The following is a 14,078-nucleotide window of genomic DNA, read 5'->3' on the forward strand; positions in this document are numbered from 1 at the left end:
ACGTTGACATTTTCTCGATAAATTGTTGACGTAGCGACGAGCCAATAATCGGCCCCGTGCCCAGCGCATGCCGGCCGGACCGACCAGCGGAGAGACGCATCATGACGAGCGGCAAGTGGGATTTCTGGATCGATCGCGGCGGCACCTTCACCGACATCGTCGCCCGCGATCCCGACGGCGGCATCCGCGCCCACAAGGTCCTGTCGGAGAACCCGGAAGCCTATCGCGACGCCGCCATCCAGGGCATCCGCGAGCTGATGGGCGTCGCCTCCGGCGAGCGCATCCCGGCCGAGCGCATCGCTACCGTCAAGATGGGCACCACCGTCGCCACCAACGCGCTGCTGGAGCGCAAGGGCGACCGCACCCTGCTGGTCACCACCCGCGGTTTCCGCGATGCGCTGGAGATCGGCTACCAGGCGCGGCCCGACATCTTCGCCAAGGAGATCATCAAGCCGGAACTGCTCTATGAGCGCGTCGTCGAGGTCGCCGAGCGCGTACGCGCCGACGGCACCATCGAGGCCGAGCCGGATCTGGCCGAAGTCGAGCGCGACCTCAAGGCCGCCTATGACAGCGGCATCCGCTCCGCGGCCATCGTCTTCATGCACGCCTATGCCTTCCCCGATCACGAGAAGAAGGTCGCCGAGATCGCCCGCAAGGTCGGCTTCCCGCAGGTCTCCGTCAGCCACGAGGTCTCGCCGCTGATGAAGCTGGTCGGGCGCGGCGACACCACCGTGGTCGACGCCTATCTCTCGCCGATCCTGCGCCGCTATGTCGAGCAGGTGGCGAGCGAACTGCAGATCGACGGCACCGATTGCCGGCTGATGTTCATGCAGTCCTCCGGCGGCCTCACCGCCGCGGACCTCTTCCAGGGCAAGGACGCGATCCTGTCGGGTCCGGCCGGCGGCGTCGTCGGCGCCATCGAGACCTCGCGCATGGCCGGCTTCGATGCGGTCATCGGCTTCGACATGGGCGGCACGTCCACGGACGTCTCGCACTACAACGGCGAGTATGAGCGCGCCTTCGAGACCGAGGTGGCGGGCGTGCGCATGCGCGCCCCGATGATGATGATCCACACGGTCGCGGCCGGCGGCGGCTCGATCCTCCACTACAAGGACGGCCGCTTCCAGGTCGGCCCGGATTCGGCTGGCGCCAATCCCGGCCCCGCCTGCTACCGCCGCGGCGGCCCGCTCGCCGTCACCGACGCCAATGTCATGGTCGGCAAGCTGCGCCCCGACTTCTTCCCGAAGATCTTCGGACCGGGGCGCGACGAGCCGCTCGACCGCGACGCGGTGGTGGCGAAGTTCGAGGAAATGGCCGCCCGCATCGGCGACGGCCGCTCCGCCGCGGAAGTCGCCGACGGCTTCCTGAAGATCGCCGTCGAGAACATGGCCAACGCCATCAAGAAGATCTCGGTCCAGCGCGGCTACGACGTCACCGAGTATGCGCTGACCTGCTTCGGCGGTGCCGGCGGCCAGCACGCCTGCTCGGTTGCCGACAGCCTCGGCATGACCACGGTGATCGTCCACCCGCTGTCGGGCATCCTGTCCGCCTATGGCATGGGCCTTGCCGACATCCGCGCCACCCGTCAGCAGGCGGTCGTGCGCCGGCTCGAGCCGGCCATGCTGGACGACCTCGAGGCGCTCGTCGACCGGCTGTCGGCCGAGACCCGGGCCGAGGTCGCCGGCCAGGGCGTCGCGGATGCCGGGATCCGCAACCTGCCGCGCGCCCTGCTGCGTTACGAGGGCACGGACACCCCGATCCCGGTCGCCTATGTGCCCCGCGACATCGACACGATGGTCGGCGCCTTTGCCGATGCGCACCGCGCCCAGTTCGGCTTCGTTTACGAGAACAAGCCGATCGTCGTGGAAGCGCTCGAGGTGGAATCCGTCGGCGGCGGCTCCGGCATCGACGAGCCGGACCTGCCGCTCGTCTCCGGTTCGCCCGAGGCGACCGACAAGGGCAGCATCTTCGCCGAGGGCGAGTGGCGCGAGGCGGGCTTCTTCGCCCGCGCCGGCCTCAAGCCCGGCCACAAGCTCTCCGGCCCTGCGCTCATCGTCGAGCCGCACCAGACCATCGTCGTGGAGCCGGGCTGGCAGGCGGAAATCACCGCCAAGGACCATGTCGTCCTGCGCCGCGTCGAGAAGCTCGCCCGCGCCGAGGCCATCGGCACCAAGGCCGATCCGGTCATGCTCGAGGTCTTCAACAACCTCTTCATGTCGATCGCCGAGCAGATGGGCGTGACGCTGCAGAACACCGCCTACTCGGTGAACGTCAAGGAGCGCCTCGACTTCTCCTGCGCGGTCTTCGATGCCTCCGGCGCGCTGGTCGCCAATGCCCCGCACATGCCGGTGCATCTCGGCTCGATGGACCGTTCCGTCGAGACGGTGATCAAGCTCAACGCCGGCCAGATCCGCCCGGGCGACGTCTTCGCGCTGAACGCCCCCTATAACGGCGGCACCCACCTGCCGGACATCACCGTCGTCTCGCCGGTCTTCGACGACGAGGGCAAGGAGATCCTGTTCTGGGCGGCAAGCCGCGGCCACCATGCCGATGTCGGCGGCTCGGCGCCCGGCTCCATGACCCCGCGCGCCACCACGGTGGACGAGGAAGGCGTGCTGATCGACAACTTCAAGCTCGTCGATCAGGGCCGCTTCCGCGAGGAGGAGCTGGTCGAGGTCCTCACCGACCATCCCTGGCCGGTGCGCAACGTCACGCAGAACGTCGCCGACCTGAAGGCGCAGATCGCCGCCAACGAGAAGGGCGTGCAGGAGCTGCGCAAGATGGTCTCCCACTTCGGTCTCGAGGTGGTGCAGGCCTATATGGGCCACGTCCAGGACAATGCCGAGGAGAGCGTGCGCCGGGTCATCGAGGCGCTGACCGACAGCGAGTACGAGTACCCGACCGACCAGGGCTCGGTGATCCGCGTTCGGATCACCGTCGACAAGACGAAGCGCGAGGCGACCGTCGACTTCACCGGCACCAGCGAAGTGAAGCCGAACAACTTCAACGCGCCCGAGCCTGTCACCCGCGCGGCGGTGCTCTACTGCTTCCGCGTCATGGTCGAGGGGCACATCCCGATGAATGCGGGCTGCCTGCGGCCGATCCACATCGTCATCCCCGACGGCTGCATGCTGAAGCCGGCCTACCCGGCCGCCGTCGTCGCCGGCAACGTGGAGACCAGCCAGCACGTCACCAACGCCCTGTTCGGCGCACTGGGAGCCATGGCCAACAGCCAGGGGTCGATGAACAACCTGACCTTCGGCAACGCCACCTACCAGTATTACGAGACCCTGTGCTCGGGCTCGCCTGCCGGTCCCGGCTTCAACGGCACCGACGGCGTCCACGTGCACATGACCAACTCGCGCCTCACCGATCCGGAAGTGCTGGAATTCCGCTATCCGGTCCTGCTGGAGGACTTCCACATCCGCGAGGGGTCGGGCGGCACGGGCAAGTGGCATGCCGGCAACGGCACCAAGCGCACTATCCGCTTCCTGGAGGAGATGGAACTGGCGATCCTGTCGTCCCACCGCACCATCACGCCGAAGGGCGGCGAAGGCGGCGGCGACGGCCAGCTCGGCAAGACCCTGGTGCGCCGTCTCGACGGCACCACGCAGGAACTTGCCGGCTGCGACCAGACGGTCCTGAAGGCGGGCGAGGCGGTCACCGTCATCACCCCGACCGCCGGCGGCTGGGGCAAGGCGTAACGCCTGCGGGCCCCTGCCCCGTCCCGTGAGCACCACCCGAACGGCCGCGCCCATGGCGCGGCCGTTTTGGCATCCGGCGCCGGCACGCATGTCCGGACCGCAACCCAATTCCAGCAATTTTTATTTAAGATTGAAGAATTCGGATCAGAAGCCGTCAAACATTAAAATCCGCGATCTTTGAAAATACCTGATTTTGCCCTCCAAAAATCAGGAAAACTTAAGAGCTTACGCAGTGTAATGGAGGCGCGGTCCTTGTTGTAGCCCGCTCTTTCATATGTCGGGGAATTCTGCAATGCGCGATGTTCGTGCCGGCTCCTCCCGCCTGCGCTCCGTGGCTGCCAAGATCCTGGGGCTGGTCGGTTTTTTAAGTTTGATGATGCTCTCCATTGCCGCCGTCGGCCTCTTGCAGATGCGCCAGATCGGCACGGAGCTTGAAGAGATTGCCGACGAGACGATCCCTCTGACGACCAATGTCAGCAAGGTGACGATCCATCAGCTCGAGCAGGCTCTCCTGCTTGAACGTCTCTTCCGCGCCGCCAACCTTGAGGCCGCGCCCGAGTCCGGCACGACCGAAGACCTGTCGCGGCGCGTCATGGCGCTGGCCGCGCAAGTCGACGATGAGATCAGGCAGGCCGAGGCGATCGCCGCCAAGGGGCAGTCCCTCGCCGCCACCCCGGAACATGCAGCCAAGTACGAGAGCGTCCTGACGACCCTGAAGCGCATCGAGGCCGAGCACGTGGCCTACGGCCAGAAGATCGAGCGCATCGTCGAGCTTTTGAAGACGAAGGACATCCCGGCGGCCACCGCCCTTGCGGCTCAACTCGAGATCGAGCAGGAGCGGCTTGACCATGAGCTGGTGGAGCTGGCTCAGGACCTCGACCGTTTCACCCTGGAAGCCAGCGACTCCGCCAAGAAGCACGAGCAGCAGGGCCTGGTGATCATGAGCACCACGACGCTGGTCGCGATCCTGGCGGGCGTGGCGATTGCGAGCGTGTTCGCCGTCTTCGGCATCAGCAGGCCGCTCCGCAGCGTCGTCACCGCCCTCAACCGGCTCGCCATGGACGACACCTCGGTCACCGTTTCCGTCCGCTCGCGCGACGAGGTCGGGGAACTCGCCCGCGCCTTCGAGGCCTTCCGGGAGAAGACCATCGAGATCAAGCGCCTGCAGGAACAGGCCCGCGAGGAAGAGGAGCGCATCGAGATCGAGAAGCGCGAGGCGACCCTTCGCCTGGCGGACAGCCTGGAATCGACCCTCAAGACGGTGTCGGACGGCATTGCCGACGCCGTGCGCGAACTCCAGCAGGCAGCCGACATGATGGCCCGCAATGCCGAGGTGACCTCGGACAATGCCGGCACGGTCGCGGCAGCGGCCGAACAGTCGGCAACCGGCGTCCAGTCGGTCGCCAGCGCGGCAGAGGAACTGAGCGCCTCCATCGGCGAGATCAGCCGCCAGGTCACGGCCGCGCTGTCCGCCGCGGGTCAGTCCACCACCAATGCGCAGCGCTCCAGCAGCACCGTCAACGGCCTTGCCGAGGCGGCGCGGCGCATCGACGATGTGGTCAGGCTGATCAACGACATCGCCGACCAGACCAACCTCCTGGCGCTGAATGCCACCATCGAGGCGGCACGCGCTGGCGAGGCCGGAAAGGGCTTTGCGGTCGTCGCCGGCGAGGTCAAGGCGCTGGCCAACCAGACCGGCCGCGCCACCGAGGATATCAGCACCCAGGTGCAGGACATGCAGAACGGCGCCGCCCGCACCTCGGAAGCCATCGGGTCCGTCGTGGAGTCCATCAACAGCATCAACGGCCAGATCTCGGCCATTGCCACGGCCATCGAGGAGCAGAGCGCGGTGACGGCGGAGATTGCCCGCAATGTCAACGAAGTGGCGGCCGGCAGCACCGAGATCACGCGGACCATCGGCTCGGTCCGCGAGCGGGCGGTGGATTCCAGCGCAGGAGCGCGCCAGGTCCTGACCAGCGTCGAGACGCTGGCCTATCAGTCCGGCACGCTGCAGAAGGAACTCGACGCCTTCCTGCGCAACATTCGCGCCGCCTGATCCAGCGGTTTCCTCCCCCGCGCACGCCGGGCGATACCGGCTCGCAGCGGGAGAAACGGCCGGCACGGTACACAAAGAGGCGGCGCCGCATGGGGCCGCCTTTTTTCTTGCGCAAACAAGGAGAAAGAAGTGCCGTTTGCGCTGGCAATGCGCCCGCCGGGCTCCCATATGACGAGCGTTGATCTCGACCTGAGCCTAGTGGAGGAAATCCCTGATGCAAGCTGCCGCCAGCCGGAAGCGCAAGACGACAGCCGTTATTGCCCTTGGAATTGCCGCGCTTTTTGCCGCTGTCGACTTTGCCGAAGCCCGCCGGGCCGGCAGCAGCGGCTTCGGCAGCCGCGGTGCACGCACCTTTTCCGCCCCCGCCCCGACCAACACCGCGCCGGGCACGGCCTCGCCGGTTCAGCGCACGATGACGCCGCAGCCCGCTCAGGGTCAGCAGGCGACGCCGGGCGCCGGCGCCCGCCAGCAGCAGGCGGCCCAGCCCTCGCGCGGGCTGTTCGGCGGCATGGGCGGCGCCCTTCTCGGCGGCTTGCTGATGGGCGGCCTGCTCGGCATGCTCTTTGGCGGCGGCATGGGCGGCTTTGCCGGCTTCCTCGGCCTGATCCTGCAGGTGGCCCTGATCGGCTTCCTCATCATGCTGGCCATGCGCTTCTTCGGCCGGCGCCAGCAGCCGGCGGCAGCCGCGACCGGCGGCGCAGCGCCGAATTTCGGCGGCACCGGCCCTGACACGTCCCGCACCCCGTTCAGCTTCGGCGGCGCCGGCGGCACCGGAACCGACGCCGGCACCGGCGCGGCCGCTCCGTTCCAGGCCCCTGTCATGGAAACCCCGCTCGAGCTGGAAGAGGCCGATTTCGACCGCTTCGAGCAGATGCTGGCCGAAGTGCAGGAAGCCTATGGCCGCGAGGACTACGCCGCGCTCCGCCGTCTGGCGACGCCCGAGGCCATGTCCTTCCTCGCCGAGGAACTGGGCGAGCTCGCCTCCGCCGGCAAGCGCAATGCCGTGTCCGACGTGAAGCTGCTGCAGGGCGACCTGTCCGAGGCCTGGAGCGAAGGCAGCGACGACTATGCGACGGTCGCCATGCGCTTTTCCGCCCTCGATGCCGTCCTCGACCGCAATTCCGGCCGGGTGCTGTCGGGCAGCCTGGAGGAGCCGCAGGAAAGCACCGAGCTGTGGACCTTCCGCCGTCAGAAGGGCGGCGAATGGACGCTCGCGGCCATCCAGGGCACCGAATAGGCGCCTGTCGCGGTCCCTTCCCAAACCCGAGAAACCGCCCCGTCTGGGGCGGTTTTTTCTTGGCGCCGCTCCCCACCATCCGCCGGCGGTTCGGGGCATGCCAGGGGAAAAATTATCCGCCTATCCAGGAAAATGGCGCAGCTGTATCGTCCTGCGCCGGCGATTGGGCCGCGCTTGATCCTGGGATTGGACCATGACTGCAAAAACTATCCTTGCGGCTGTAGCCGCACTGCTCGTTGCAACCGGAACCGTCGCCGCAAACGAGTGGAAGTTCGATCTGGAAAACCGCTCCACTGCCAACGTGACCTCGTTCCGCACCCAGGAAAACGGCGAGTGGAGCGACAACTGGCTGGACGAGATCATCGTGCCGGGCGACACGTTCGAGATGGACTTCGGCACCGATGAGGGGAACTGCACCGTGCGCACCCGCATCGACTTCACCGACGGCACCTATGTCGATGCCGACATCGATTATTGCGACATGAAGACGATCACCGTCCGCAACAAGGACGTGGTCTGGAAGTAACCTGTCTACTCGCGAGAGCTTGTGAAAACGGGCCGTCCCATGGGCGGCCCGTTTTTAACTGTGTCACCCGCACCAGGGCGGGCAGCGCCCGTGCCGGCTCTACCTGCCGGTGGCGGCGAACATCCAGTTGAGGATCAGCCGCCAGTCGGTCATGCGGATCGGCGTGCCGTGCGTGCCGGTCTCGAACAGCGCGAACCGCGCCGGATAGTCGGACTTGCGCGCCTTCAGCCGCTCGTAGAACGCGGCCTGCTTCTTCCAGTCGTAGACCTCGTCCCAGCTGCCATGGCCGAAATAGATCGGCAGCCGCCCGCCCCGGAACGTCGCGCTCGACAGGAACGCATCGTCCCAGGTCGAGCCCATCAGCAGCATGCCGCCCATCATCGCCGCAGCGCCGCCGTCGCGCGCCAGCTCCCAGCACAGGAAGCCGCCCATCGAGCCGCAGGCGACATAGGCCCGCGCCTGCGGTGCCTGGCGGATGTAGTGCTGCATCAACGCCTTGACGTCGCCCGCCCCGCGCTCGTCGAAATTCTTGACGTCGAGCGTGATGTAGAGGCCGGCATTGCGCACCATCAGGTTCTTGATGCGGTTGAAGTTGCCGCCGAAGCTGACGTCGTTCATGCCCTGGAAGCGGTTGCCGCCCTGCCCGTGCACATAGATGACGATGCTGCGCGCGCCGCGCGGCTCGCCGACGCGCATGTAGCTGATCGTGCGCCCGTTCGCCTTCAGCGTCAGGTCTTCCTGCGACCCGCTCGGCTTCATCGACACGTATTCGCCGTAGACCTCGCGCTCCCACACCTTGTCGCGGCGGTGGATGTCGCGGCGCTTGTCGTAATCGACGATGACGAACGGATCGTCCGCCTTGCCGGCCAGAAGGCCGGGATAGGAGAACAGCCGGTCCTTGAACGGCTCCAGCCGATAGGCCGCCGCCGGGCTCGCGCCCGATGCAAGTGCCAGGAGAAAGAGAACCGCGACGACGAGCGGCGGGACGGGCATGGTGCGGGTCGCAGTCACGATGTCGGCTGTCTCCTCAGATGCTTGCCGGCACTCCGGCGCAGATTCCTAGCCCGGGTGTTCGGTCCGGGCGATCATTCACCAGCCCTTGCCTGTTTCGCAAGGGCAACCAGGCGCGCGCGCAGCTCGCCCGCGCTTTGCAGCGGCGGAACGAAGTCGAGCCGCGCCACCTTGTCGCCGTCGACGAGATCTAGCCCCGCCGGATCGAGCGAGGACAGGCGCCAGTTGCCGCTGCCTGCCCGCGCCAGCTTTTCCCCATAGAGCGCGATGGCGTCGAGATGATCCTCGTTCATGTGCTCGACGGCCCCCGCCTCGGCTGCGCCAAGCTCGGCGACGACCGGCCCCGACAGCAGCAAGTCGCCCGCCGTCAGGTGATAGGCCTTGCCGAAGCCGCCGTTGAGGCTCGCACGCTCGGGAACGATGCGGAAGAACGCGAAATCGGGAAAGTCGACATAGAGCTTCGCCTTGGGATGGCGCAGCAGGTAGCGCCGGCGGATGGCGGCATGGGCCGGGTCGGCCGGGTCGATCCGCTCAGCCCGCGCGACGATGGACAGGCGCGGATGGGCCAGCGGATCGCCCTTGCCCGGTTCGCCCACCAGAAGCGAACAGCGCGGGTCGGCGGCGACCGCGCTCGTGTGCTGCGACAGGCGCGAGACCAGCATCACCGGCGTGCCGTCCATTTCGGTTGCAAGGCCGACGCGCGAGACGAAGGGCATCGCGTCTTGCGGATCGATGACGCCTAGCGCGCCGAAGCGCGCCATGCGCACCAGGCGCTGCGACAGCAGCCTTGCTTCGTCGTCGGTGGGGCGGATCACCTGCGGTCGATCGTTTTCAGCCACGGAACGCCTTTCCATGTTCGGGAGTTATCCTTGCGTGGCTACCGCTGCATCGCGTGGCTCTCGCCCTTTTGCCTGCGCAACCGGCGGAAAGCAATGGCTCGCCCTTGCCCGTTCCCGTGCCTGCCCCATGATTCGGAAGGGTGGCACGCCGACAGGCAGAGCCTTGCTCTCGCCACAAAAGAGGCAATGGTAAAGCTGGGTTAATCTTTTCGAAAGGAGGCCTGTCATGGCCGCATCCGCCGCATATCGCACAGGGCGACTGACTTCCTGGGCCGTCCGGGGAGCGCTCCTCGCCGTGCTCACTTTCACCGCACAGGCGGCCGCGCCGAACAGCGCATCGGCCGAACAGGCCAGCCGTTCGCCGGTCGGCAACATCATTCTCGCCCAGGGCTACGACGAGAGGCAGAACCGTGACGGCTACCGCCCCTACGCCCGCATCAAGCCAGTGCCGGGCAACATGCCGTATTACGGCAATGGTCGCGAGTCCCGGCCCAATCGCGGCTATCGCCCGCGTCCCGGCTGGCGCGAGGACCGTCGCTGGCGTGACGACCGCCGCTGGCGCGACCGTCGCGGCTATCGCCACCGCAACAACGGCGCTGCCATTGGCGGCGCGGCGATCTTCGGCCTCGCCACCGGCGCGATCCTCGGTTCGGCGCTGAGCGGCGGCGGCCGGGAATACATCGATCCGCCGGTCCGCAGCGGCGGTTACGCGCCGTGGACGCCCGAGTGGTATCGCTACTGCTCGCGCAAGTACCGCAGCTTCAATCCGGAGACCGGCTATTTCCTGGCCTATTCCGGCAAGTACCGGTTCTGCCGCTGACCTGATCCCCCGGATCTGAAGTTCGCGCAGGCTCTGCACGAGCTTCAGATCCGGAAGGGTGATCAGCAAACAGATGTTTCCAGTGTGGTTTTCGCATTTGAAATGCGCGCCGAAGGTGCTGGTGAAACGGCGCTCTTTGTCAAACCTTCACACGGCGGCGGATGGGGCTAGGGAACCTGAACGCCAGATGAACGGGCATCTCAGACCTCGTTCAATTGCGGGATGGCATTGTCGCCTCATCGGAACATCGAAGCCACTGGAAGGAACGATCCCATGGCCCTGAAGCAAATCTCTGCCCGCGCCCTTGCTGTCGCGCTTGCCGGCGCCCTGCTCGTGCCGACGCTCGCCCCTTCTGCCGAGGCCCGCGACGGCCGCCACGGCTGGGGCAACGGTGGCTACAAGCACCACCGTGTCCACCGCCCGCATCGCCCGAATTACGGCTACCGTCATCACCGCGGCAATCGCGGCAACGATGCCGGCGCGGCGGTCGCCGCTGGCGTGATCGGCCTTGCCGCCGGTGCGATCCTGGGCTCGGCGCTCAGCGCTCCGGACCGGGTCTACGAGCCGGAATACATCTACCGGGATCCGGCGCCGGTGCGCGGCGATGTCTATATCGACCCGGCGCGCCGCGGCAATCCGGCCTACACCCCGGCCGCCCCGGTCGTGGTGAGCGGCTCGCTCGAGCCCTACACCCCGGAGTGGTACCGCTACTGCTCTTCCAAGTACCGGAGCTTCAACCCGAACACCGGCACCTACACCACCTACTCGGGCCAGCAGCGCTTCTGCCAGTAATGGCAAAGGGTTGAAATCAGCCCCCTCCCCGAACGGCCCGGCTCCTCCCGCCGGGCCGTTTCGCGTTCAGGTCACAGGACGCCGCACACGGCACCCGCAGCGTGCAATCGCCTGAAAAAACTTGCAGTCTCGGCGCGGCTGGTGATGATCGTCCCCCGCTGAGGAGGAACCCATGCTGTCTGCCCTGGAACTCGCCCGTGCGCTCGATGCCGGGACGCTGGATATCGACGCGCTGTACGACGACATCGCCGCGCGCATCGCCGAGCAGGAAGGCACGATCCGTGCTTTCGTCTGCCACGACGTCGAGGCGGCACGGCAAGCGGCCCGCTCCGCGCGCGGCCCGCTCATGGGCCTGCCGCTTGCGGTGAAGGACAATATCGACACGGCCGACTTTCCCTCGCGCTACGGCTCGCCGATCCACGAGAACCATCGCCCGGCGGTGGATGCGGTGACCGTCGCCCTCGCCCGCCGGGCGGGCGCTGCCGTCGTCGGCAAGACCGTCACCACCGAATTCGCCTTCTTCCACCCCGGCCCGACGCGCAATCCGCACAATCTCGAGCACACGCCGGGCGGCTCGTCCTCCGGCTCTGCCGCGGGCATCGCCGCCGGTTTCTTTCCGCTGGCCATCGGCACCCAGACCGGCGGCTCGGTCGTGCGCCCCGCCTCCTTCTGCGGCGTCGTCGGATTCAAGCCGTCGTTCGACCATCTGCCGACGGTCGGCATGAAATACTTCTCCTGGACGCTGGACACGCTCGGCCTGTTCGGCAAGGGCGTCGCCGATGTCGCCTTTGCCGGCAGCGCCCTGTCCGCGCGCGACTGGCGGGTCGATGCGCTGGTGCCCATGCCGCCCCGCATCGGCGTCGTTGATCCGCAGCCCTGGGCCCAGGCCGACGACGAGATGCAGGGCGCGCTGGAAACCGCCGTTGCGCGGGCCTCGCGCGCCGGTGCCTCGGTGTCGCGCGTGTCGCTGCCGCCGGTCTTCCGCGAGGCCTTCGCCGCGCACCAGACCATCCAGGATTTCGAGGCAACGCGCGCGCTTGCCGCCGAGGTCGACACCGCGCCCGAGCTGATCAGTCCGGTGTTGATGCGCACGCTGGAGGATGGCGCGGCCATCGAGCCGGCCGCCTATGACGCTGCGCTCGAGATCGCGCGGCAGGCGCGTCACGCCTTCGCCGAGGTGATGTCGCAGGTGGATGTGTTGATGATGCCGTCCGCACCGGGTGCGGCGCCGGCCGGTCTCGCCTCCACCGGCTCCTCGGTCTTCAACCGGGTGTGGACGCTGATGGGCGGGCCCGCGGTCAACGTGCCGGGGCTGGCAACGCCCGGCGGCTTGCCGCTCGGCATCCAGCTGATCGGCCTTTACGGGCGCGACCGGGCCACGCTGCTCGCCGCCCGCTGGCTGGAGGAATGTCTGGCGAAAGGCGGCTGAGGCCGCTCTTTCGGAGAGCGCCCATGGGCATCAGCCCTGGGCGATCTCCACGGGCAGCTTCATCTTGCGCGCCATGGCGATGAACTCGGTGCGCGCCGCTTCCAGCGTCAGCGATCCGTATCTGCGGGAGGATTCGCTGGCGCTCGCCGACGACAGGCGCATCTTCTTGCCGCGCATGCGCACCAGCTTCACATAGGCCTCGTTCGACACGCCCGCGATCCGCGACAGCACGAAGAGCGGGTGTTCGTCCTCGCGGTAGACCAGCGGCACCACCACGTTTTCCGGCCAGCCGACCCTGCCGGCCAGCACCTTGCCCAGATCGAAGGCCCGGTCCTTGTCGGCAAAGACGACGACCGCCTGGTCGATCGGGATCGTGCCGGCGATCGCGCCCTCGATCAGGAGGTCGATCTTCGACTTGGCGCCGCCGATCTCGCGCAGCCGGATCTCGACCTCGCGCGCCTCCTGCTCGGCCACCACCTTGGCCAGCACCGGATTGGCATTCTCCTCGCGCACCTGCTGGATCAGTTCCTTCGACAGGAACGGCACCAGTTTCGACGCCACCTGCTCCGGCAGGTCCTGCCGTCGGGTCAGCGCCGCCTGCAATTCCTCGTCCTTGCGCGAACGCGCCAGCAGCAGGTCGAAGGAGTCCGCCGTGATCCGCGCCGTCTCGTTGCCCAGCAGCGCGCACAGAACCGGGCTATCGCCCTTCTGCGCCAACACCCGGCTGAGCACCGGCTTGATTCCCTGGCGCTCGCACATCACGTCCAGGTGCCGCACCGGGATCCCCTCCTGGGCGACCTCGGCCAGGTCCTCGTCGGTCAACAGGCCCCCGTCCGTCATCACCGGCCGGGCCACTTCGAGCTCGCTGTCCTTCGCCAGCGCCTTCAGCAGGTCCCGCGGAGCCTCGGTCTCGGCGCACATGCGCGCGGCCATCGTCTTGCGCACCGACACGTCGAGACGATCGAGCACCCTCAGCACCACGTCACCCAAAACCGGGCTTACCCGGCTTCTTTCCTGACGACCGGCTTTCATGAACAGCTCGGTCAGCGCCGTGATCATGTCGCCGATGTTCTCCGGCGAACCGCTGCGGGCCAGCTCGTTCAGTTCCGCAGTCTTCATGCCCAATCCTTCCACACCTTCTGGAATCGAGCATATGCGGATCCTGTTTCTCCCAAGTTAATTCTAGTCAAACTACGTAGATCCGAGCAAACCTCTGACTCTTCTTGCTTTTTCATCAACAGCCCGGGGAATGTGTCCCAACGTAAGACACATGCTGCGGCGCAGCATAATCTGTTCGCCCTCGCCCGCGAGGCTGCGCTGCACTGGATTTCCCCCCGCCAAACGACGATTGGCAGCCGCGCCAAAATCGCCGGTGGCGCTCGCCATTCCTGACGAGGGTCGGACCGGGCATCGTGGCTGCGACGCAACGCAGCATCTTTTTCGCTTTGCCGGCTGGCCCCGGTAACTTATCCTTCACGTATCGAGAGACTGCGGGAGGCCACGATATGACACTTGTCCGCAATATTAATCTCTTGGCCGTGTGTGCGGCATTCGCCTTCGTCGGCGCCATCGTCGTCGGCGTCTTCTGAGGCGAAAAGGACCAGGCAGGGGCATGCAGGTCGAGGCCCGAGCCACCTCCTTCGGACGGAGGAAGCAAGGCACCT

10 protein-coding genes are annotated in these 14,078 nt (G+C 67.0%); 7 read left to right on the plus strand and 3 right to left on the minus strand.

Annotated elements, in window-relative coordinates:
- Positions 1-101 precede the first annotated feature (101 nt).
- The 4 genes from H7H34_RS15660 to H7H34_RS15675 all read left to right on the plus strand — a co-directional run bounded on the left by H7H34_RS15660 (position 102) and on the right by H7H34_RS15675 (position 7,523).
- The gene (locus H7H34_RS15660) at positions 102-3,704 is read left to right on the plus strand and encodes a hydantoinase B/oxoprolinase family protein (RefSeq protein WP_185925721.1); all 3,603 of its coding nucleotides are present in this window, start codon (positions 102-104) and stop codon (positions 3,702-3,704) included.
- A gap of 292 nt (positions 3,705-3,996) precedes the next feature.
- The gene (locus H7H34_RS15665; protein ID WP_209006239.1) at positions 3,997-5,760 is read left to right on the plus strand and encodes a methyl-accepting chemotaxis protein; all 1,764 of its coding nucleotides are present in this window, start codon (positions 3,997-3,999) and stop codon (positions 5,758-5,760) included.
- 214 nt (positions 5,761-5,974) lie between these two features.
- Complete coding sequence (locus H7H34_RS15670; RefSeq protein ID WP_185925722.1) at positions 5,975-6,997, plus strand: TIM44-like domain-containing protein; 1,023 nt, start codon at positions 5,975-5,977, stop codon at positions 6,995-6,997.
- A 193-nt stretch (positions 6,998-7,190) separates the two neighbouring features.
- A complete protein-coding gene (locus tag H7H34_RS15675) occupies positions 7,191-7,523 on the plus strand; it encodes a hypothetical protein (protein WP_120267124.1) in 333 nt (110 codons plus the stop codon).
- Between the two features lie 99 nt (positions 7,524-7,622).
- Here the strand turns inward: H7H34_RS15675 and H7H34_RS15680 are convergent, their stop codons facing one another.
- A complete protein-coding gene (locus tag H7H34_RS15680; protein ID WP_371811403.1) occupies positions 7,623-8,534 on the minus strand; it encodes an alpha/beta hydrolase in 912 nt (303 codons plus the stop codon).
- Positions 8,535-8,608: 74 nt separating this feature from the next.
- The gene (locus H7H34_RS15685) at positions 8,609-9,373 is read right to left on the minus strand and encodes a HugZ family pyridoxamine 5'-phosphate oxidase (protein WP_371811404.1); all 765 of its coding nucleotides are present in this window, start codon (positions 9,371-9,373) and stop codon (positions 8,609-8,611) included.
- Between the two features lie 295 nt (positions 9,374-9,668).
- Between H7H34_RS15685 and H7H34_RS15690 the strand changes: the two genes are divergently transcribed.
- The 3 genes from H7H34_RS15690 to H7H34_RS15700 all read left to right on the plus strand — a co-directional run bounded on the left by H7H34_RS15690 (position 9,669) and on the right by H7H34_RS15700 (position 12,414).
- The gene (locus tag H7H34_RS15690) at positions 9,669-10,193 is read left to right on the plus strand and encodes a BA14K family protein (RefSeq protein WP_371811405.1); all 525 of its coding nucleotides are present in this window, start codon (positions 9,669-9,671) and stop codon (positions 10,191-10,193) included.
- Between the two features lie 273 nt (positions 10,194-10,466).
- Complete coding sequence (locus H7H34_RS15695; RefSeq protein WP_185925724.1) at positions 10,467-10,985, plus strand: BA14K family protein; 519 nt, start codon at positions 10,467-10,469, stop codon at positions 10,983-10,985.
- Positions 10,986-11,157: 172 nt separating this feature from the next.
- Positions 11,158-12,414, plus strand: a complete 1,257-nt coding sequence (locus H7H34_RS15700; protein WP_185925725.1) for an amidase — start codon at positions 11,158-11,160, stop codon at positions 12,412-12,414.
- A gap of 30 nt (positions 12,415-12,444) precedes the next feature.
- On the opposite strand, the gene H7H34_RS15705 is transcribed toward H7H34_RS15700, so the two are convergent.
- Positions 12,445-13,533: a DUF2336 domain-containing protein gene (locus tag H7H34_RS15705; protein ID WP_120267119.1), complete on the minus strand. Its 1,089-nt coding sequence runs from the start codon at positions 13,531-13,533 to the stop codon at positions 12,445-12,447.
- Positions 13,534-14,078: the final 545 nt, after the last annotated feature.

Origin of the sequence: Stappia sp. 28M-7 (assembly GCF_014252955.1) — a bacterium.
Lineage (GTDB): Bacteria > Pseudomonadota > Alphaproteobacteria > Rhizobiales > Stappiaceae > Stappia.